The 19,785-nt window shown below is 73.7% G+C and carries 17 protein-coding genes; 5 read left to right on the top strand and 12 right to left on the bottom strand.

Annotated elements, in window-relative coordinates:
• Positions 1-95: 95 nt before the first annotated feature.
• The 4 genes from IF651_RS09060 to mraZ all read right to left on the bottom strand — a co-directional run bounded on the left by IF651_RS09060 (position 96) and on the right by mraZ (position 4,176).
• Positions 96-2,114 carry a peptidoglycan D,D-transpeptidase FtsI family protein gene (locus IF651_RS09060; RefSeq protein WP_191828788.1) on the bottom strand — a complete coding sequence of 673 codons (2,019 nt, stop codon included), beginning with the start codon at positions 2,112-2,114 and terminating at the stop codon, positions 96-98.
• Positions 2,111-2,578, bottom strand: coding sequence for a cell division protein FtsL (ftsL, locus tag IF651_RS09065; protein ID WP_191828789.1), 468 nt, complete (start codon positions 2,576-2,578; stop codon positions 2,111-2,113). The genes IF651_RS09060 and ftsL overlap by 4 nt, the downstream gene beginning before the upstream one ends.
• Positions 2,575-3,588, bottom strand: a complete 1,014-nt coding sequence (gene rsmH / locus IF651_RS09070; protein WP_191828790.1) for a 16S rRNA (cytosine(1402)-N(4))-methyltransferase RsmH — start codon at positions 3,586-3,588, stop codon at positions 2,575-2,577. Before rsmH ends, ftsL begins: the two co-directional genes overlap by 4 nt.
• A 153-nt stretch (positions 3,589-3,741) precedes the next feature.
• The gene (gene mraZ / locus IF651_RS09075) at positions 3,742-4,176 is read right to left on the bottom strand and encodes a division/cell wall cluster transcriptional repressor MraZ (RefSeq protein ID WP_191828920.1); all 435 of its coding nucleotides are present in this window, start codon (positions 4,174-4,176) and stop codon (positions 3,742-3,744) included.
• 363 nt (positions 4,177-4,539) lie between these two features.
• Here mraZ and IF651_RS09080 point away from each other — a divergent pair, with 363 nt between their 5' ends.
• Genes IF651_RS09080 through IF651_RS09090 form a run of 3 tightly spaced genes read left to right on the top strand, consistent with a single transcriptional unit; the run spans position 4,540 to position 9,198 of the window.
• On the top strand, positions 4,540-5,547 hold the full coding sequence (locus IF651_RS09080; protein ID WP_191828791.1) for an AAA family ATPase: 1,008 nt from the start codon (positions 4,540-4,542) through the stop codon (positions 5,545-5,547).
• A gap of 16 nt (positions 5,548-5,563) precedes the next feature.
• Entirely contained in the window at positions 5,564-6,916 is a 1,353-nt protein-coding gene (locus tag IF651_RS09085) for a DUF58 domain-containing protein (protein ID WP_338403862.1), read from the top strand.
• Positions 6,913-9,198 (top strand): transglutaminase TgpA family protein, encoded by a 2,286-nt coding sequence (locus IF651_RS09090; RefSeq protein WP_191828792.1) that lies wholly within the window; start codon positions 6,913-6,915, stop codon positions 9,196-9,198. The genes IF651_RS09085 and IF651_RS09090 overlap by 4 nt, the downstream gene beginning before the upstream one ends.
• Here IF651_RS09090 and IF651_RS09095 read toward each other — a convergent pair.
• The 3 genes from IF651_RS09095 to IF651_RS09105 are packed head-to-tail and all read right to left on the bottom strand — an operon-like array spanning position 9,146 to position 11,265.
• Entirely contained in the window at positions 9,146-9,541 is a 396-nt protein-coding gene (locus IF651_RS09095; RefSeq protein WP_191828793.1) for a DUF3040 domain-containing protein, read from the bottom strand. The genes IF651_RS09090 and IF651_RS09095 overlap by 53 nt on opposite strands.
• 37 nt (positions 9,542-9,578) lie before the next feature.
• On the bottom strand, positions 9,579-10,835 hold the full coding sequence (gene dinB / locus IF651_RS09100) for a DNA polymerase IV (protein ID WP_338403863.1): 1,257 nt from the start codon (positions 10,833-10,835) through the stop codon (positions 9,579-9,581).
• Between the two features lie 25 nt (positions 10,836-10,860).
• A complete protein-coding gene (locus IF651_RS09105; RefSeq protein ID WP_338403864.1) occupies positions 10,861-11,265 on the bottom strand; it encodes an SAV_6107 family HEPN domain-containing protein in 405 nt (134 codons plus the stop codon).
• A 288-nt stretch (positions 11,266-11,553) separates the two neighbouring features.
• On the opposite strand from IF651_RS09105, the gene IF651_RS09110 reads away from it, so the two are divergent.
• A complete protein-coding gene (locus IF651_RS09110) occupies positions 11,554-12,420 on the top strand; it encodes a spermidine synthase (protein ID WP_338403865.1) in 867 nt (288 codons plus the stop codon).
• Between the two features lie 85 nt (positions 12,421-12,505).
• On the opposite strand, the gene IF651_RS09115 is transcribed toward IF651_RS09110, so the two are convergent.
• The 5 genes from IF651_RS09115 to IF651_RS09135 form a co-directional block, all read right to left on the bottom strand.
• Complete coding sequence (locus tag IF651_RS09115) at positions 12,506-12,709, bottom strand: cold-shock protein (protein ID WP_191828795.1); 204 nt, start codon at positions 12,707-12,709, stop codon at positions 12,506-12,508.
• A 265-nt stretch (positions 12,710-12,974) separates the two neighbouring features.
• Positions 12,975-13,901 (bottom strand): PAC2 family protein, encoded by a 927-nt coding sequence (locus IF651_RS09120; protein WP_191828796.1) that lies wholly within the window; start codon positions 13,899-13,901, stop codon positions 12,975-12,977.
• Positions 13,902-13,985: 84 nt separating this feature from the next.
• Positions 13,986-14,426 (bottom strand): response regulator, encoded by a 441-nt coding sequence (locus IF651_RS09125; RefSeq protein WP_191828797.1) that lies wholly within the window; start codon positions 14,424-14,426, stop codon positions 13,986-13,988.
• Positions 14,423-16,063 (bottom strand): sensor histidine kinase, encoded by a 1,641-nt coding sequence (locus tag IF651_RS09130; protein ID WP_338403866.1) that lies wholly within the window; start codon positions 16,061-16,063, stop codon positions 14,423-14,425. Before IF651_RS09130 ends, IF651_RS09125 begins: the two co-directional genes overlap by 4 nt.
• Positions 16,060-17,343, bottom strand: coding sequence for a PP2C family protein-serine/threonine phosphatase (locus IF651_RS09135; RefSeq protein ID WP_338403867.1), 1,284 nt, complete (start codon positions 17,341-17,343; stop codon positions 16,060-16,062). Before IF651_RS09135 ends, IF651_RS09130 begins: the two co-directional genes overlap by 4 nt.
• 120 nt (positions 17,344-17,463) lie before the next feature.
• Here IF651_RS09135 and IF651_RS09140 point away from each other — a divergent pair, with 120 nt between their 5' ends.
• A complete protein-coding gene (locus IF651_RS09140; protein WP_191828800.1) occupies positions 17,464-19,722 on the top strand; it encodes a HelD family protein in 2,259 nt (752 codons plus the stop codon).
• The last annotated feature ends 63 nt before the right edge of the window (positions 19,723-19,785 follow it).

A 19,785-nucleotide genomic window follows, 5' to 3' on the forward strand; every position in this document is an offset into this window, starting at 1 on the left:
CCGGGAGCGGCCCCGCAGGCACGGCGGCCCCGCGTGCGCCCGATGAGGATGCTTCACGGGACCTTCACGGAGCGACGGGGCGACCCGTGGCCCGGTCACCAGGTCGTGGGGAGCGGGACGTACGGCTCCGAGCTGGGCGGCACACCCTCGTGCTCGAGCGTGAACCCCATGATGTCGCTGAACACCGGCGCAGCGACCACGCCACCGTAGATCGACGTGCGGGGGTTCTTGAGGAACACGGAGACCGTGTACTGCGGGTCGTCGGCAGGTGCCACGCCGATGAACGAGGCCATGATCCCCGAGAGCTTCCCGTCCGCACCGGCGGCCTCGGCCGTGCCGGTCTTGCCTGCCACGCGGTACCCGGGCACCTCGGCGGCGGCCCCGGTGCCCTCCTCCACGACCGACTCCATCATGTGCAGCACGGTGTCGGCCGTCTCCTGGGAGACCACGCGCTGCGGCTCGTCCGCCGGCAGGGGTGCGAGGTCGCCCGAGACGTCGGTGGTGCCCGCGACGACGCGAGGCGTCATCCGCAGGCCGCCGTTCGCGACGGTGGCGAACACGCTCGTGGCCTGGACCGCGTTCACCGACACGCTCTGCCCGAAGAGCACCGCGTACTCGGTGCGCCCGTCCCACGAGTCGGCGGGGTGCAGGATCCCGGCCGACTCGCCGGGCAGGCCGAGACCGGTGTACTGCCCGAACCCGAACTTGTGGAGGTAGTCGTACCGCACCTGCCGCGGGATCTTCTCGCCGACCTGCACCGTGCCCGTGTTGGACGACTCCGCGAGCACGCCGGCCAGCGTCAGCCGCTCGACCCCGTGCTCGTGCGAGTCGCGGAACGTCTGACCGTTCTCCGTCGTGTACATGAAGGGCACCTCGAACTGCGAGTCGACCTTCGCGTAGCCGCCCTCGAGCGCCGCGGCCATCGTGACCACCTTGCCCGTCGACCCGGGGTCGAACACGTTCGACACGGCCCGGCTGGGACGAGACACCGCGTCCGTCTCCCTGTTGTTCGGGTTGACCGTGCCCGAGTCCGCGAGCGCGAGGATCTCCCCCGTGCCGACCTTCTCCACGACGGCGATCCCGTAGTCCGAGCCGCTCTCGCGCACCGCCCGGTCGACCGAGTCCTGCGCCTTCCACTGCACGTCGCGCGAGAGGGTCAGCCGCACGTCCTCGCCCGGGACGGGATCGACCGCCGTGCACTCACCGGTGGGGATGAGCTGTCCCCCCAGCCCCACCTCGCAGTCGCGCGATCCCGCGGTCCCTGCCAGGACGTCGTCGTAGGCCGACTCGATGCCGCCCATGCCCTCCTGGCTCGAGTTGACGTACCCGACGAGGTTGCCCGCGACGGTGTCGGCCGGGTAGGTCCGTTCGCTCGTGGGCTCCGTGATGACGTAGGCGCCGAGACCGAGGTCGGCGATCGCCCGCTGGACCTCCGGCACGACGTCGTGCTGGAGGACCTTGTACCGGGACTCGCCGTTGAGGTCCGCCGCGAGCTCCGGCGCGGAGCGGCCCAGCACCGGCGCGAGGAGCTTCGCGACGCCGACGGCACCGCCCTCGGTGAGCGGCTCGCCGTCGACGACGTCGCCGTCCCGCGGGGTGAAGTCGGCGATCGCCTGCTGGTCCGCCACGATCGTGTAGCGGTCGACCGAGGTCGCGAGCACGACCCCGTCGGCGTCGGTGATGTCGCCCCGGTGCGCGAGAACCGTCGTGCTCCGCATCCGCTCGTCCCGCGCAGCCTGCGCGAGCGCCGGCCCCTCGAACACCTGGACCTGCACGAGGCGCCCGACGAACAGCACCACGATCAGGGTCGTGATCGCCATGAGCCAGCGCTGACGGCGCTCCGGTCGACCGGGCTCGCGCGGCGGACGGCCGGGGCGTGCGGGCCGTGGCGGACGCGTCGGCGGCTGTGCCCGACCGGGACGTGCCGGCGTCGCGGTGCCGCGCGACGTGCCTGCGGAGCGACCGGTGCCCGACGCGCGCGCGGTCGCCGGCGCGCGGGTCCGGCCCGACGAGCGCGTGGGCCGGCGCGCCGCCGAGGTGGGACGGGCCGTGCTCGTGGCGCGCGAGCCGCCCGCACGACGGGTCGCCGTCTGGTTCGAGCGGCCCTGCGTCATGGCCGGTCCTCGTCCTTCCCGCCGGCACCCACCACGGCACCGTCCGAGAGCCGGACCATCGCGGGGTCCTCGGCCTCGACCATGCCGAGCGCACGGGCGCGATCGGGCAGCGCCGCCTCGGCCTCGCGGACCGCTGACTGGAGGGACTGCGTGTCCTCGGCCACCCGCCCCATCTCCCGCCGCAGGTCCGACATCTCGTACGAGCCGCGGGCCATCGAGGTGTTGAGCACGAGCGCGAGCAGCAGCGCGGTGCCCAGCACCGACATGCAGACCACGAGGAACGGCACGCGCGAGCGCGCCTGCAGCGGTGCGCGCACGAGCTCCAGGCGCGAGCGGGTGCCGCGGTCGACCGCGCCACCGGGCAGCGCCGTGAGCGCGGGACGGCCGCTGACCGTCGGGCGCGTCGCAGGTCGTGCGCTGCGCGCGGGCGGACGGCTCGTGGCCGCGGACGTCGAAGCGCTCATGTGGCACTCTCCCCGTGTCGTTCCTGACGCCGTCGAGGTCGTCGACGGTCTGGTGTCGCCCGGACCCGCTCGGCCGCCCGCAGGCGGACCGACCCGGACCGTGGGTTGCGTTCGCGCTCGGCGTCGTCGGCCTCCTCGGCTCCACGCGTCAGCAGCCGCAGGTAGGGCTCGTCGTCCGCCGGCACCACCGGCAGCCCTGGCGGAGCGCTGACCGTCGCTCCGGCGGCGAGCTCGCGCTTGACGATCCGGTCCTCCAGCGAGTGGTAGGACTCGACGACGATGCGGCCGCCGACGGCGAGCGCGTCCACCGCGGCGGGCACTGCCCGGGCGAGCACCTCGAGCTCCTGGTTGACCTCGATCCGCAGCGCCTGGAACGTCCGCTTCGCAGGGTTGCCGCCGGTGCGACGGGTCGCCGCGGGGATCGACGCACGCACGAGGTCGACCAGGTCGGCGCTGCGGTCCCAGGGCCGCTCGGCGCGGTGCCGGACGACGCCCCGCGCGATGCGGGACGCGAAGCGCTCTTCGCCGTACTCGCGCAGCACCCTCGCGAGCGCGCGCTCGTCGTACGTGTTGAGCACGTCGGCGGCCGTGCGGCCGACGCTCGGGTCCATGCGCATGTCCAGCGGCGCGTCCTGGGCGTAGGAGAAGCCGCGCTCCCCCTCGTCGATCTGCAGGGACGAGACCCCGAGGTCCATGAGCACGCCCTGCACGCTGCCGGGCTCCACGACGTCCGCGATCTCGTCGTAGACCGCGTGGACCGCGCGGAACCGCGGGCCGAAGCGAGCGAGCCGCGCCCCGGCCCGCTCGATCGCCTCGGGATCACGATCGATCCCCACGACGCTCGCCGTGGGGATCTGGTCCAGCACCGCCTCGCTGTGCCCACCCATGCCGAGGGTGCAGTCGACGAGCACGGAGCCGGGCTCGACGAGCGCCGGGGCGAGCAGGTCGACGCAGCGCTGCAGCAGCACGGGGACGTGCCGCGCGGCGGCGTCGTCGGGTGTCGTCGGCACGTCTCCTCCTTCGGTCGTCGCAGGTCCTCGGGGAAGTCCGAGGTGGCGTGGCCATCCGGTCAGGTCTCCCTCCGCGTCCTTCTGGCGCCGGGGAAGTGCGTCAGAACGGGCGGGAGGAGACCTCACCGGACGGGCAGCTCGTGCTGAGCAGGTTCAGAAGCGCAGCTCCGGGAACACCTCCTCCGCCGTGTCGGCGTAGGAGGACTCCTGCTCCGCGAGATAGGTCTCCCAGGACTGCACGTCCCAGATCTCCACGCGGGTCCCGGCACCGATCACCGCGACCTCCCGGTCGAGCCCGGCGTACGTGCGCAGCGTCGCCGGGATGGAGACACGGCCCTGCTTGTCCGGTATCTCGTCGCTCGCCCCGGAGAGGAACACGCGCAGGTAGTCGCGCGCCTGCTTGCTCGTGACAGGCGCCTGACGCACCTGGTCGTACATGCGCCGGAACTCGTCCATCGGCAGGAGGAACAGGCACCTCTCCTGCCCTCGGGTCATGACGAGACCGGACGCGAGCCGCGGGCGGAACTTCGCAGGCAGGATCAGCCGGCCCTTGTCGTCCAGGCGCGGGGTGAAGGTGCCCAGGAGCAGGCCGGAGGACCCACCGAGGACGTCGTCCATGACGGCTGACATGCACCCGGCACCTCCTCTCCCTCTCCATGGCTCTCCACGCTACTCCACTTCCCTCCACCGGTCGCGCCGAATCGCACGAGTTTCACCCACGACTCCCCTGTCGTCGCAGGTCACGCCCCTCCCCGGAGGGTGGAGGGGACTTCTCCCCCGTGCACCCGACGGCGTGTCGCACGACGGAGAGCGCCGTACCACGCCGTGGTCCACCGTCCGGCCCGCACTCCTGGTGGTCACACGCCGGTCGGCAGGTGAGCGCACGTCAACTAGGCTCGTACTCCCCGGTTCGACAGCTCCCGCGACCGGCCCCCGACGACGGAGGTCCACGTGCTCCCCGACATCGCGCCCGCCACCGCGACGGCCGACGACCTCACCGGCCTGGACGAGCTCGTCGAGACGACGAGCAGGATCCGCGCCGGGATCGAGTCCGTCGTCACCGGTCGCCCGGACCTGATCACCGTCACCCTCGCCGTCCTCCTCGCGCAGGGGCACCTGCTCCTCGAGGACGTCCCGGGAGTGGGCAAGACGACGCTGGCGAAGGCGCTCGCGCGGACCATCGACTGCCAGGCGGGTCGCGTGCAGTTCACCCCCGACCTGCTCCCGAGCGACCTGACGGGCGTGAACATCTACCGGGCGGCCGATCACGAGTTCGAGTTCCGGCGCGGCCCGGTGTTCGCCAACATCGTCATCGGCGACGAGATCAACCGCGCGTCGCCCAAGACCCAGTCGGCGCTGCTCGAGTGCATGGAGGAGGGCCAGGTCACCGTCGACGGGACCACGCATCCGCTCCCCCATCCCTTCCTCGTGGTGGCGACGCAGAACCCGGTCGAGATGGAGGGCACGTACCCGCTCCCGGAGGCCCAGCGCGACCGCTTCATGGCACGGCTGAGCGTCGGCTATCCCGACCGGGAGGCCGAGCTGCGCATGCTGGACCTCCAGGAGTCGCAGGACCCGCTCGACCGGCTCGGCCCCGTCACGGACGGGGCGAGCATCCTGCGGTACGCGCGGGTCGTGCGCGCCGTCCACGCGTCCCAGGCCGTCAAGAGGTACGTCCTCGCCCTCGTCGACGCGACCCGGCAGCACCCGGGCCTGCGCCTCGGCGCGTCACCGCGCACGTCGCTGCAGCTGCTGCGCGCGGCGAAGGCGATCGCCGCGCTGGCAGGGCGGGAGCACGTGCTCCCCGACGACGTGCAGTTCCTCGCGGTCCCCGTCCTCGCACACCGGCTCGTGGTCACCACCGAGACCCGGCTCTCCGGCCAGGACGCCGCAGCGGTCGTCGCCTCGATCGTGGCGCAGACCGCGGTCCCCGTGCTGGAAGCAGCCGAGCGGCGCTGACGTGCACGCCCGGTCCGTGATCGAGACGCTGCGCCGTCGCCGCCGCCCGCTCGCCCGCGCCCGCCTCACGCGGCGCGGGCTCGGGCTGCTCGCGGCCGGGACGGTGCTCGTCGTCGTCGGGGTCGTCCTGGGGCTGCCCGACGTCGTCGGGCTGGGCGGGGCCGGCGTCGGCGCCGTCGCGCTCGCGTGGGCCTGGATGACGGTCCGACGCGTCGACCGGGGTCGCAGCGCGTTGCGTGCGACCCGACGGGTGTCCCCGAGCCCGACGGTGCGGGACCAGCTGACGACGGCGCGACTCACGGTGCGCGCCGCCCGGCCGTCGGCGTCGGCGGTCGGCGCTCTCTCCCGCCTGCGCATCAGCGAGCAGGCCGCCCACGAGCTGTGCGACCAGGGTGCGCTGCGCGCCCGGGTCACGAGTCACGACGACCACGTGAGCGTGCAGTACCGCCTGCGGCCGTCGCGGCGCGGGCGCTGGCCCCTCGGCCCGCTCCTGACCACCCAGGTCGACGCGCTCGGCCTCGTCAGCGCGACGCAGGAGCTGGGCGGCACGAACCTCGTGGCGGTGTGGCCACGCACCGTCGAGCTGTCGGTGCGCGGCAGCCGAGCGTTCGGTGAGCAGGAGCGGTCCGTGGCGGGTGCCCGGCTGGCCTCGAGCGACGACTCCGTCCTGCGGGAGTACGTCGCCGGTGACGACCCGCGCCGGGTGCACTGGGCGAGCGCCGCGCGCCAGGGGCACCTGATGGTCCGGACCGACGAGAGCGCGGGTCTGCCCCCGGTCACGGTGCTGCTCGACCGGGGCCTGCTGCCTGCTGCCGACGCTGCCGGGCCGGCGGGCCCGGGTAGCGCGGGAGGACCGGGCGGTCGGCAGCAGGCGGACGGGGAGTGGGCCGTCGAGGCGGCCGCGTCGATCGGGGTCGCGCTCCTGCAGGCCGGGCACCCGGTGCGCCTGGTGCCGACGAGCGCCGTACCGGTGGTCGAGGACTCGTCGTTCGGGGTCCACCGTGCGGGCGAGGGGGTCGCCGACCTGCTGGACGCCACGGTCGACCTGCAGGGCCATCCGGGCGTCGCGGCCGCCGACCGGGCCGCGCGGGCCACCGCCGAGGCGCTGCGCACCGCGCACCGGCCCGGGGAACGGACCGTTGCCGTGCTCGGCCCGCTCGGCCCGTTGGCCCGCCACGCCGTGTCGGAGATGGCGACCGACGCGGTGCACCGGGCACTCGTCGTCTCCCCGCGGTCCCGGACGGCCTCGCACGAGGACGCGCTCGCGACGGCCTCGGCGCTGCGCGCGACGGGTTGGCACGTCGCCGTGGTCGAGCCCGGTCACCCGATCGAGCACGCCTGGTCCCGACTCGTGGAGGAGAATCGATGACCGCGCCCCCCGGGTCGACCGCGCGCGTCGCCGGACGCGTGCTGGGCACGAGCGCGTGCGTCGCGGTGGCCGTGATCGCGTCCGCGTACGCGCTCGGCGCGGTCGTGGGACCCGGCACCTGGTCCGAGACCATCGTGCGGACCGTCCTCGTCCTCACCGCGGTGACCGGGCTCGCGCGCCTCGCGCTCGAGCGCGCGCACGCCGCCCGCGACGAGGAGCTGAGCCCGCCCGTCGCGCTGCTGCCCACCCTCGCGGGCGCCGTCACCGGCGCGTGGGCGCTCCTGGGCCTCTACGGCGGCCCCACCGACAGGTTCTCGCTGCTGATCGGGCTGAGCAACGTCGACCGGCTCTTCTCGCGGCTCCAGACGGCACGAGAGCTCACGCTCGCCGAGGTCGCGCCGATCGATCCCAGCCTCCCGATCGAGCTGCTCGTCGTCGGGGGCGCCGTCGTGGTGTTCCTCGTCACGGACCTCGTCGCGGGCGGGCTCCGCCTCGGCCCGGTCGCCGGGCTGCCGCTGATCGCGCTGTGGGTGCCCGGACTGGTCATCGAGGGCGACGTCTCCACGGCCGCCTTCCTCCTCACCGTCACCGCCCTCGTGGTGCTGCTCGCTCTCGACAACCCGCACCGTACGGTCCGACGGCTGCCGGGTGCCCCCCGTCACCGCGCCGTCACGGGCCTGCGTGCGACGGCGGTCGTCGCCGTCGCCCTCGTCGTCTCCCTCGTCGGTCTCGGTGTGGGGTCGGCGAGCACCGTCCTGCCACAGGTGGCGTCGTCGTCGTGGTCGCGGCTGTTCTCCTCGACGGGTCAGACGGTCCGGCTCTCCGACGACCTGGACATGCGGCGCGACCTCGAGGCACGCTCCGAGCAGGTCGTGCTGCGCTACACCACCGACGGGGAGACCGACGCCGGCCCGCTGCGCATGTTCACGCTGACCGGGTTCGACGGCACGAACTGGCGTCGCGGCGAGGACCGGCTGGGCGAACCCGTCGAGTCGGACGACCAGATCCTGTGGCCGCAGCAGGTCGACCCGGTCGACCCCGTGGGACTTCGGGTCACGCTGGAGTCCTTGCGCGACACGAAGCTCCCTCTCCCGACCGAGCCGCGGTCCCTGGACGCGGAGGACGACTGGACGTACGACGACGTGCGGGACGAGGTGCTGGGCCAGGAACCGACCCGTGCGGGCACCACGTACGCGATGCGCACCTATCCACGGGACCTGACTGCCGACGCGCTCCGGGACACGAGCGGCGACGACCCGGACGACCCCAACTACCTCGACGTCCCGCCCTCCGAGCACGACCAGGACATCCGGGACCTCGCCGCGCAGGTCACCGACTCCGCCGGCACCCGGTACGACCAGGCGCTGGCCCTCCAGGAGTTCTTCCGCGACCCCGCCCGCTTCACCTACTCGACGCAGGTGCCCCCGGGCGACTCCGGCGACGCCGTGTGGGACTTCCTGCAGAGCCGGACCGGCTACTGCGTGCAGTACGCGACGGCGATGACGATGATGGCGCGAGGCCTCGGGATCCCCGCGCGCCTGGGGGTGGGCTTCCTCCCCGGGTCCTCGGCCGGGGAATCGACGTACGAGGTCACCGGTCGCGACTCCCACGCCTGGCCGGAGCTGTACTTCCCTGGCCAGGGCTGGGTCCGCTTCGAGCCGACGCCGGCACAGCAGACCGGTGCTGCGCCGAGCTGGGCGCTGCCGACCGCACAGGACACGGGCTCGTCCGCGGAGATCCCGCAGGAGGTCCCGACGGCGTCCGACTCACCGACGGCGACGGACGTCCCCTCGCCGTCAGCCACCCAGGGTGCGGACGTCGGGTCCGGCAGCGGCGCCGAGCGCGGCGCACCGGCCGTGCTCGTGGCCGTGACCGTGCTCGTCGTCCTGCTGCTCGCCGGGGGCGTCCTCTGGCTCGTCGCGCGACGCCGCGTGACGACGGAAGAGGTCCGCGACCCCGAGGGGGCCTGGGCGGAGCTCGACGCACGTCTGGAGGCGCTCGGCGTGTCGGTGCCGTCGTCGACGACCCCACGTGACATCCCCGACGCCGTGGTGAACGCGGTCCGCGTCGCCACCGGCGGCGAGGGGCCCGACGCCGACGCCGTCGAGGCGCTCGTCGAGCTCACCTCCGCCCTGGAGGACCAGCGCTACGCGCCGCGGCCCTCGCGTCCGACCGCCGACAGGCTCGTGGAGCTCGTCGGCATCGCCGAGCGCGGGGTTGACTCAGCCCTCAGCGCCCGCCCTGCTCTCGACGACGCTCCCACCGCTCCTCGAGCCGGTTGAGGAACGTCGTCCGCGACGCCTTCGCCGGCGCGGCGGGGCGCACGGACCCGTCGGTCTGCACCGTGCCCACCGGGCCGCCACCGGACCGGCGCGGCCTCTGGAAGACGAGGACGACGCCACCGAACATCAGCGCGAAGCCGGCCACGCCCAGCCAGGTCTGCGACAGCGCAGCTCCCAGCACCAGCAGCAGCAGTCCGACGACGACTCCCAGACCGGCCAGGACGTAGCGCCAGGCGGATCGCCGTCGGGGCGACTGGAGGGTGTTGGCGAGGCGCGGATCGTCCGAGGTGAGCGCGCGCTCCATCTGCTCCAGTACTTTTTGCTCGTACTCAGACAGAGGCATGAGCACCTCGTTTCTCCGCGGTCGTCGAGTGTCCCCCTCAGGATAGATCGACATGGGCCGCGGTGGTAGTCGAGTGCACAGGAGAGGGCCCCAGACCGATGGATCGCGACCCGAATCGCCCCCGGACCGCGTCGACGGCCTCCTCGGCCCGGCGTCGCGTGGCGCCCGCTCCCGAGACGGCCTCCTCCAGGGTCGGCTGCACCACCACCTCTGCGCGGCGGCCCAGCCCCTCCGCTCTGACACCGACGAGGCGGACGGCGAGGCCGCGCAGGTCCACCCCGGCGAGGAGCTCGCGGGCGACGAGGTAGATCTCGCGCGCGACGTCCGTGGGCGCGGCCAGGGTTCGAGCGCGTCCGACCGTCCGAAAGTCGCTCGTACGAACCTTCACGCTCACGGTCCGCGCGACGAGACCCTGAGCTCGCAGACGTCCTGCGCACCGGTCCGACAGGGCGAGGAGCCGGGTGTCGACGTCCGCGGGGTCGCGGACGTCGTGCTCGAACGTCGACTCGGCACCGATCGACCGCTCGGTCCGCTCCGGGACGACGGGGCGAGGGTCGCGACCCCAGGCGAGGTCGTGCAGGTGTGCTCCGTTGACCCGGCCGACGGCCCCCTGAAGCTCCACGACGTCGCTGTCGGCCAGCTCGGCGACCGTGTGGATACCCCGGCCGGCAAGTCGACGTTCCGTGCTCGCTCCCACGCCCCACAGGGCACCGACGGGGAGCTCGCGCAGGAACGGCACGGTCGCCGCCGCGGGGATCAGCATCATCCCGTCCGGCTTGGCGTGCGTCGAGGCGAGCTTGGCCACGAACTTCGTGGTCGCGATCCCGACCGAGCAGGTGATGCCGTGCTCCGCGTGCACCCGTCGTCGCAGCGCCGCCCCGATGGCCGTCGGGGGCCCGAGCCGCCGACGTGCGCCCCGTACGTCGAGGAAGGCCTCGTCGACGCTCACCTGCTCGACGATGGCCGTCACGTCGTGCAACGCCCGCATCACCGAGCGCGACACCTCGAGGTACCGGCGATGGTCCGGCGGCACGACCACGGCTCCCGGACACAGCCGACGTGCCGTGACCATCGGCATCGCCGAGTGGATGCCGAACGCGCGCGCCTCGTAGGTCGCGGCGAGCACCACACCGCGCTGTGCGCCACCCACGACGACCGGCCGCCCGACGAGCTCGGGGCGACGTGCGAGCTCGACCGCCGCGAAGAACGCGTCCATGTCGACGTGCAGGATCGAGCAGCCGTCCTCGTCGTCGCCCCAGTCCCGCCGGACGACCGCGCGCGGACCGCGGCTCACGACACCCTGCCGGTGCAGCACTCGCTCACGACGCCGCCGTCCGCACCCCGGGGAGCCTCGCGAACCCGGTGTCGGGGTCGACGAGCATCGCCGCCTCGTCGCGGAAGTCCTCCGCACACGCCAGGAGCTCGTCCGCGCGGCGGGCGTCGACGACGTCGAAGCGGCCCGCGTCGACCGCGGCCCGCACCCGCGCACCGCTGGCGAAGTACACCGACCACGGCGCGAGCTCGGGCTCGACGTCGGCGAGCAGGTCCCACACCGAGCGCGAACGGGCACGCGCCGGTCGTCCGCGCAGCACCACGACGGCGGCCGCGGCGCGCAGGGCGCCCAGGTGGGCGTGGACGAAACGCTCGGCCGGGTCGTCGGCGACCGCGGCCGCCGCCAGCTCGGCGTCCGCCCTCGCGATCGCGCGCCGCGCATCAACGGGCACCCGAGCCGGCTCCACCGCCGAGATCGTCCGCCTCGGCCTCGTCGCTCCCACCTGACCCACCATGGTGCACCTCCCGTGCTCACTATCGAACACCTGTTCGATCCTGTCAATCCCGCGGTGTGCCCCGCGTGCGGCTGCAGACCGCCTGACGCATACGGTGGGCACATGCCCCGACGCACCGACCGTCCGCGTCGGTCTCCAGAGTCCACCGAGCCACCCACAGCGGGTCGCCGTCGGGCGTCCCGCGGGGCCGGTGGTGTCACGGTCCGCGAGCTGCCGACGCAGGACGTGACGACGACCACCGGGACCGCGCGCGTGGAGCGGGACCGGGACCGCCCGGAGTCGGTCACTCTCTACGTGAACGGCGTGCCGAGCTCACACCTCGACCTCACCGATCCCGGGTTCCTGGCCTTCGAGTACATGCAGCAGATGGCCGCGGTGATCGACCAGCTGCCGCCCGGGCCGTTGCGGGTGCTGCACCTCGGGGCCGGCGGCTGCACGCTCGCCCGGTGGGTGGAGCACACCCGCCCGGGCTCGCGCCAGGTGGGTGTCGACGTCGACGAGCAGCTGCTCGTGCTCGTGCGCGGATGGTTCGACCTGCCGCGCTCGCCGCGGCTGCGGCTGCGTTCCGGCGAGGCCGGCGAGGTCCTCGGCACGCTCGCGCCCGCGGCGTTCGACGTCGTCGTGCGCGACGTGTTCGCGGGCGACACCACCCCGGACCACCTCGTCTCGCAGGACGCGGGACGATCCGTGCGGCGTGTGCTGCGGCCGGGTGGCACGTACCTGGTGAACTGCGCCGATCGCCCACCGCTGCACAGGGCACGCGGCGAGGTCGCGACGCTCCGCGCGACCGTGGCGGCCACGGAGACGACCGACGGTCCCGACGTCGAGGACCCGCGTGACGCGGCGGACCGCGTCGCCCTGGTCGCCGAGCCCGCGCAGCTCAAGGGCCGGCGCTACGGCAACGTGGTGCTCGTCGCCGTCCGTCCGGGCGGGGCGACGGGCGACGACGCGGTTCCCGACCTCGGCGCGCCGTCGCTCGCCCGTGCGCTGCGCTCGCTCCCCCTACCGGCCCGCATCCTCACCGGGAGCGAGCTCTCGAGCTTCGTCGGGTCGACCGGTCCCTTCGGCCTGCCGCACGACGCCGACCGATGACACGAATGCCAGGAGCCGCGCCCCCGAGGGGGACGCGGCTCCTGGGCGGACCGTCACGGACGGCCCTGCGCGGCGCGCCAGCCCGTCAGAGCGGGCGGACCTGCTCCGCCTGCGGACCCTTGGGGCCCTGGGTGATCTCGAACTCGACCCGCTGCGCCTCTTCGAGCGTGCGGTATCCCTGCGTCTCGATCGCCGAGTAGTGCACGAAGACGTCGGCACCGCCGCCCTCCTGCGCGATGAAGCCGTAGCCCTTCTCGGAGTTGAACCACTTCACAGAACCCTGAGCCATGCTCTTCCTCTTCTGTCCGTCCGGGGACATCAGCGGGTGGACCCTTCGTCCACCCCGTCCGTCGCAGCGAGCACGCTGCGCGCGCCGGGCCCTCGATCACGACCCGGCTCCGTCGCGCAGCACATCCGTGCAACGGGCCACAGTGTGGCACGGACGACGGCCTCGCACCACGGGCCGACGGCGACGTCCTGCCGGCGAGATGTCCGGAACGGGTGCTCCCGGAAGGGAACCGTCCCGGACGTGGCGGCCCCGTGCGGACCGTCCGTCAGTCGCCGGACTGCTGGGCCAGGAATCGTTCGAACTCGTCGCCGAGCTCGTCGGCGGTCGGGATCGGTGCGGACTCCGCGAGCAGGCTGGTCCGCCCCACGGAACGGGTGAACGAGTCGTACTGCTCCTCGAGCGCACGGACGACCGCCGCGACCTCGTCCGACTCCGCCACCTGGCGCTCCACCTCCGCGACGGCCTCCGACGACGCCGCAGCCAGCCCACCGGTCCGCAGGTCGAGGCCCGTCACGCGTTGCACGGACTCGAGCGCCACGACCGCGGCGGGCGGGAACGAGGACTGGGCCAGGTAGTGCGGGACGTGGACGGAGTAGCCGACCGCGTCGTGCCCGGCCCGACCGAGCCGCAGCTCGAGCAGCGCACCCAGGCTCGCGGGGACCTTCACCGTGCCGAACCACGACGCGTGCTCCCCGAGGAGCTCCGGCCGGGTCGCGTGCGCCGTGACCGACAGCGGACGGGTGTGCGGGATGCCCATGGGGATCCCGTGGAAGCCGACGGTCAGCGAGACGCCGAGCCGCTGCACGATGTCTCGCACCGCAGCGACCATGCGCTCCCACTGCACGTCCGGCTCGCTGCCGTGCAGCAGGAGGAACCCGGCGCCCTCTGCGTCGCGCACGTGGTCGATCACCAGGCGTGGCTCGTCGTAGTCCGACCAGTGGTCCGAGCTGAACGTCATCGTGGCGCGCTTCGCGCGGTAGTCGACGAGCTGGTCGGCGTCGAAGGTCACGACCCTGGTCACGTCGTCCGCCTCGAGCAGGTGCGTCACCGCTACCTCGCCGGCGCTGCCGGCGTCCACGAACCCTCCGATCGCGTGGATCAGCACGGGTCCCGTGCCCTCGTCCACGGACGAGGGCAGCAGGCGCGCGACTGCCTCCTCGTCGACCTCGTAGAGTCCCTGCGGGTCCAGCATCCTGTCCTCCTCGTCGCGTCGCCCATCCCCCACGGTCCCGTCAACGCCGCGGGCCGCGAGATCCTTCCCGGGACGAGCCGGTGGTCAGTGACCCGGCAGCCGCACCACCGAGACGAAGAAGTCGTCGATCTGACGCACGACGTCGATGAAGCGGTCGAAGTCGACGGGCTTCGTGACGTAGGCGTTGGCGTGCAGCGAGTAGCTGCGGACCACGTCCTCCTCGGCCTCCGACGTCGTGAGCACCACGACCGGGATCTTGCGCAAGGCCTCGTCCGCCTTGAGCGCCGCGAGGACCTCACGACCGTCCATGCGCGGCAGGTTGAGGTCGAGGAGGATCAGGTCCGGCGTGGGTGCGTCCCGGTGCTCTCCCTCCTTGCGCAGGAACTCCATCGCGCTGACCCCGTCGGACACCACGGACAGGCGGTTGGTGACCTTGTGGTCCTCGAACGCCTCTCGCGTCATGAGCACGTCGCCCGGGTCGTCCTCCACCAGGAGCACGTCGATCGCACGGGGGCCGTTGTTCATGCTGTCCTCTCCTCATGCTCGCGAGCACCGTCGCGGGCGCCGTCGCTCTCCGCGCCGTCCGGCCGGGAGTGCCCGGCCTGAGCCCGCACGTAGGCGTGGGCCAGGGTGAAGCGTACCGTCGTCCCGTCCGCGCGAGGGTCGATCCAGATCCGCCCGCCGTGGTACTCGACGATGCGCTTGCACAGCGCGAGGCCGATGCCCGTGCCCTCGTAGACGTCCTTCGCGTGGAGCCGCTGGAAGATCACGAACACGCGGTCGGCGTACTGCGCGTCGATCCCGATCCCGTTGTCCTCGACCGCGAGCTCCCAGTGCGTCGCACGGGCGAGAACACCCACGTGCACGACCGGTTCGCGATCGGGGCTGCGGAACTTGAGCGCGTTGCCGACGAGGTTCGCGAGGAGCTGTCGCAGCAGCGCACGCTCCCCGAAGACGACGGGCAGCGGGTCGTGCGTGACCCGCGCCCCGCACTCCTCGACGAGGTCCGAGAGGTCGGCGAGCACCGACTCGAGCTCCACCCCCAGGTCGACGTCGACCTGCTCGTTCCCGGTCCGTCCGACCCTGGAGAAGCCGAGCAGGTCCTGGATGAGGCGCTGCATCCGTTTGGCACCGTCGACGGCGAACTCGATGTACTGGTCCGCCCGCTCGTCGAGCTGACCCCCGTAGCGCTTGCGCAGGAGCTGCGTGAAGCTCGCCACCTTGCGCAGCGGCTCCTGGAGGTCGTGCGAGGCCACGTAGGCGAACTGCTCGAGGTCCCGGTTCGAGCGCTCCAGCTCCTCGGAGCGCTCTGCCAGGAGCTCGCGCGAGCGCTCCGCGTCCTCGTGCGCGGCGGAGATCTCCGCGACCTGGCGCACGAGCTCGACCCGCATCTGCTCGACGTCCTGTGCCAGGTCGGCGATCTCCGCCGGCCCGGACGTGACGACGGCCTTGTCGAGATTGCCGGAGCTCACCCGGCGTACCCGGTGCGAGAGCTTCGCGAGCGGATCCGTGACCCAGCGCTCGAGGAAGATCCACAGGACGAAGCCGACACCGAGCGCGGCCACCACGAGCACCAGCACGCTCCCGAAGAGGACTCGGTTCCAGCGGTCCAGGGCGTCGACGGCGGAGAGCCGCACCTCGTGCAGGAGGTCGACGTAGCGCGCGGTGTCCGACCGGGCCTGCTCGAACAGCACCCGGCCGGTGAGCTGGTCGTCGGACGACACGGCGTCCGGACCCTCGCGCTGCGTCGTCGCGATGGTCGGCTCGGCATAGCCCACCAGCCACGCCTGCGCGGAGTCCTCGGCGGCCCCGGCGGCGTCGGTGAGCTCGTGCCGGGGGTCGATCCTCGCGAGGAGGTCCGCGTCGACGGCCACGATCGGGGACTGGGGTCCGACGACGCGGTTGAAGGCCTCGAGAGAGGTGGTGTCCCCGGTCGCCGCGTAGGAGCGCACGGCGACGTCGGCGTCCAGCAGCGCGACGTAGGCCGTGTCGGCCTCCGTGACCGCGTCGAAGTAGGAGCCGGTGACCTCCTCCTGCAGCGTCAGGACCCGGGAGAGCGCGACGACCGACGTCGCGAGCACCCCGAGCACGAGGATCCCGGCGACGACGAGGGACCACCCGAGACGCCGGCGGAGCGTCGCCGTGCGGCGGGCGCGGCTCACCGGTCCCACTCCGCGGAGTCGGCGAGGCTCGCGGACCGGCCCGCGGGCCGGGCGTCGTCCGGCCCGCCCCATCCGACGACCAGGATCGCGGCGTCGTCGACCAGGGGCCCGCCGTGCAACGAGCGCACGCGACGGATCACCCGTTCGACGATCCCTTCGGTGCCGTCCGCCAGCGCGACGTCGACCACCTCGCGCAGCCCTTCCAGCCCGACGCGCTCGAGCCGGCCTGCGCGCCCGCCGTCCGGCACCGCGTGCTCGGACCCGGCCAGCGTCGCCTCCACCAGGCCGTCGGTGTAGAGCATGATCGTCCAGCGTCCGCCGAGCTCGACCCGCTGGGCCCTCCAGCCGCCGGGGACGGGGATTCCCAGGGCACGACCGCGCGCCGACGTGTCGAGCAGGGTCGCGCCCGCGCCCAGCACGATCGGGGCGGGGTGACCGGCGAGGTAGACGTCGGCGTGGGTCCGTTCGGGAGCGACGAGGATCTGGCACAGCGTGACGAAGACCTCGGGCCGGGCCCGCTCCGGGACGAGCACGCGCTCCAGGAGCGGCAGCAGGTCCTCGGGCGCCGTGTCGGCGAGCACGAGGGTCCGCCAGGCGGTACGCAACGTGGCGCCCAGGGCGGCCTCGTCCGGCCCGTGCCCGGCGACGTCGCCCACGATGCACAGCACGGAGCCGTCGGGGCGTTCCACGGCGTCGTAGAAGTCACCGCCGAGCAGCCCGTTGCCGCCCGGGACGTACCCGACCATGACCGCGACCGCGTCGTCACGCACCAGCGGGGTCGGGAGCAGCGCGCGTTCGAGCCGCGTCGTCTCGTCGGCCCGGACCTGGCTGCGGTAGAGCGCGCGCTGCTGCTCGGCCCAGAGGCTGCGTTGCACGGCGTAGTGCACCGAGCGGGACAGGAGGTCCGGCTCCACCTCGCCCTTGACGAGGTAGTCGTCGGCCCCGGCGGCGACCGCCTGGACACCGAGATCGACGCCCGCGTGCCCTGTGAGGACCACGAGGGCGGGCGGGTCCTGGCCCGAGCGCAACCGTTCGACGCCCGACATGCCGACGGCGTCGGGCAGCCCGAGATCCAGCAGCACGCAGTCCACGGGGTACGCGTCGAGCGCATCCAACGCGTCGTCGAGGTTCCGCGCCCGGTGGAGCTCGAACCGCAGGTCCGTCTCCTCGAGCAGCGCCTCGACGAGCACGGCGTCGCCGTCGTCGTCCTCCACCAGCAGGAGGTGCAGCCGGTCGGTGCGCGCGAGCAGGGGATCGGGCTGTCGGTGCTGCTCGGTCACCACGCCGCGTCCCCTCTGGTTGCCATGGCCCCCGATCCTAGTCCGACGCCGGGGCCGACCGCCGCCCACCACCCGCCGTGGCCGGGCCGTGGTCCTGCGCCCTCGCCCCGGTGCGTCATAATGGACGGCCGCTCCGCGCGGACGGCCGGACGACGGAAGGTGCACGTGGGACGTTCTGAGGAGATCCAGCTCGAGCAGACGGTCGTGGACCGCCTGTACGCACGGCTCGACGAGCTCAGGTCCGCCACCCGCGACCGGCTGGCGCGCACGCGCCGCTCCGGCCCGTCGGGGTCACCGCAGAACCGGAGCGAGCGCGACGCCTTCGCGACGCTGTACGAGGACCGGGTCGCCCAGCTCGACGGCGTGGAGGACCGGCTCGTCTTCGGCCGCCTCGACCTGGTCGACGGCGAGACCCGGTACGTCGGCCGCGTCGGGCTCGCCGACGCCGAGCACACCAGCATGCTCACGGACTGGCGCGCGCCTGCCGCACAGACGTTCTACCGGGCGACGTCCGCCCGGCCGGACGGCGCGGCACGCCGCCGCCACCTCGTGACGCACGCGCGGCGCGTCACCGGCCTCGAGGACGAGCTCCTCGACCTCGACGCGGCGGGCGACGTCAACGCCTCGACCCTGTCCGGCGAGGGTGCGCTCCTCGCCGCCATGACCGCCGGCCGCACCGGCAGGATGGGCGACATCGTCGCGACGATCCAGGCCGAGCAGGACGCGATCATCCGGTCGGCCCTCTCCGGCGCGCTCGTGGTGCAGGGCGGGCCCGGCACCGGAAAGACGGCCGTCGCGCTGCACCGCGCGGCCTACCTGCTCTACGCGCACCGCCGCGTGCTCGAGCGCTCGGGCGTCCTCCTCGTCGGGCCGAGCCGGTCGTTCCTGCACTACATCGACCAGGTCCTGCCGTCTCTCGGCGAGACCGGCGTGGTCAGCACGACCCTCGCCGACATCCTGCCCGGCGTGCGTGCCCGCGCGGTCGAGCCCCCGGACGTCGCCCTCGTCAAGGGACGCGCCGGCATGGCCGACGTCGTGCGGCGCGCGGTGCGCGCCCGCGAGCGTGTCCCGGCGCGCGACGTCCCGGTGCGCGTCGACGGCACGGACCTGGTGATCCGCCGGCGCGACGTGCGCGACGCGATCGCGCACGCGCGCCGCACGCACAAGCCGCACAACCTCGCACGCGTGACGTTCGTCCGCGAGATGCTCGCACGCCTCGCCGAGCAGTACGCGAGCGCGCAGGGCGAGCCGCTGTCGCCGGAGGACCGGTCCGTGCTGCTCGAGGACCTGCGTGCCGACCGCGACGTACGGGTCGCGCTCAACGTCGCGTGGTTCCCGATCACCCCCCAGCGCCTCGTCGAGGACCTGTGGACGAAGCCCCACCGGCTCGTCGAGGCCGCCCCCGCGCTGTCCGCCGCGGACCGTCGCCTCCTGGTGCGCGCGCAGGGCGCGCCGTGGACCGAGGACGACGTCCCCCTGCTCGACGAGGCGGCCGAGCTGCTCGGCGAGGACGACCAGGCGGAGCGTGCCCAGGCAGCAGCAGAGGCGGCCCAGCGCACGGCCGACGTCGAGTACGCGCGTCAGGTGCTCGAGTCGTCCGAGGCGGGCGGGCTCGTCGGGGCGGACGAGCTCGCCGACCGCTTCGCGGCGTCCGGTCCCCGGCTGACGACGGCGGAGCGGGCGACCCAGGACCGGTCCTGGACCTACGGGCACGTCGTGGTCGACGAGGCGCAGGAGCTGTCGGCGATGGCGTGGCGCATGCTCGTCCGGCGCTGCCCGACCCGGTCGTTCACGATCGTCGGCGACGTCGCCCAGACGTCGTCGCCGGCGGGCGCGCGGTCGTGGGCGCAGATGCTCGAGCCGGTCCTCGGCGACGGGTGGCGGCTCGCGGAGCTGACCGTGAACTACCGCACGCCGACGACGGTGGCCGACGCCGCGCGGCGTGCTGCCCTGGCCGCCGGTCTCCCGGTCTCGCCCCAGACCTCCGCCCGCGACGTCGCGGGCTCGCTGCGCGTGGTGCCCACGACCGACCTGCTCACCACGGTGGAGCGCGAGGTCCGCGACGCGCGTGCCGAGTTCGTCCGCGACGAGTCGGGCCGGGTCGCGGTCATCGCGACCGACTCCGACGTGTCGGCCCTGCGCGAGCGGCTCGGCGTCGTGGGCGCCGGGCCCGACACGCCCGTCGTCGTCCTCGGACCGGTCGAGGCGAAGGGCCTGGAGTTCGACTGCGTCGTCCTCGTCGAGCCGGCTCGCATCGCCACCCGCGGCGGCGGTCCGGGCGACCTCTACGTCGCCGCGACCCGTCCGACGCAGCGCCTCGTCGTCGTGCACGCGCAACCGTTGCCCGCAGGACTGCAGGAGTCGCCCGCGTCCCCCTGATCAGCGCGGGGACCGGGCACCGGCCCGTTCACGTCGTCTTGCGGGTCAAGACCCGTTTGGTCC

It is taken from the genome of Cellulosimicrobium arenosum, from assembly GCF_014837295.1.
GTDB lineage: Bacteria > Actinomycetota > Actinomycetes > Actinomycetales > Cellulomonadaceae > Cellulosimicrobium > Cellulosimicrobium arenosum.

Coding starts and splice junctions, on each gene's coding strand:
- IF651_RS09095 (WP_191828793.1), bottom strand. CDS start 9,541: ATGCCTCTGTCTGAGTACGAGCAAAAAGTACTGGAGCAGATGGAGCGC.
- IF651_RS09115 (WP_191828795.1), bottom strand. CDS start 12,709: ATGGCTCAGGGTTCTGTGAAGTGGTTCAACTCCGAGAAGGGCTACGGC.
- IF651_RS09125 (WP_191828797.1), bottom strand. CDS start 14,426: ATGAACAACGGCCCCCGTGCGATCGACGTGCTCCTGGTGGAGGACGAC.
- ftsL (WP_191828789.1), bottom strand. CDS start 2,578: ATGAGCGCTTCGACGTCCGCGGCCACGAGCCGTCCGCCCGCGCGCAGC.
- IF651_RS09120 (WP_191828796.1), bottom strand. CDS start 13,901: ATGCTGGACCCGCAGGGACTCTACGAGGTCGACGAGGAGGCAGTCGCG.
- IF651_RS09060 (WP_191828788.1), bottom strand. CDS start 2,114: ATGACGCAGGGCCGCTCGAACCAGACGGCGACCCGTCGTGCGGGCGGC.
- IF651_RS09090 (WP_191828792.1), top strand. CDS start 6,913: ATGACCGCGCCCCCCGGGTCGACCGCGCGCGTCGCCGGACGCGTGCTG.
- IF651_RS09140 (WP_191828800.1), top strand. CDS start 17,464: ATGGACGGCCGCTCCGCGCGGACGGCCGGACGACGGAAGGTGCACGTG.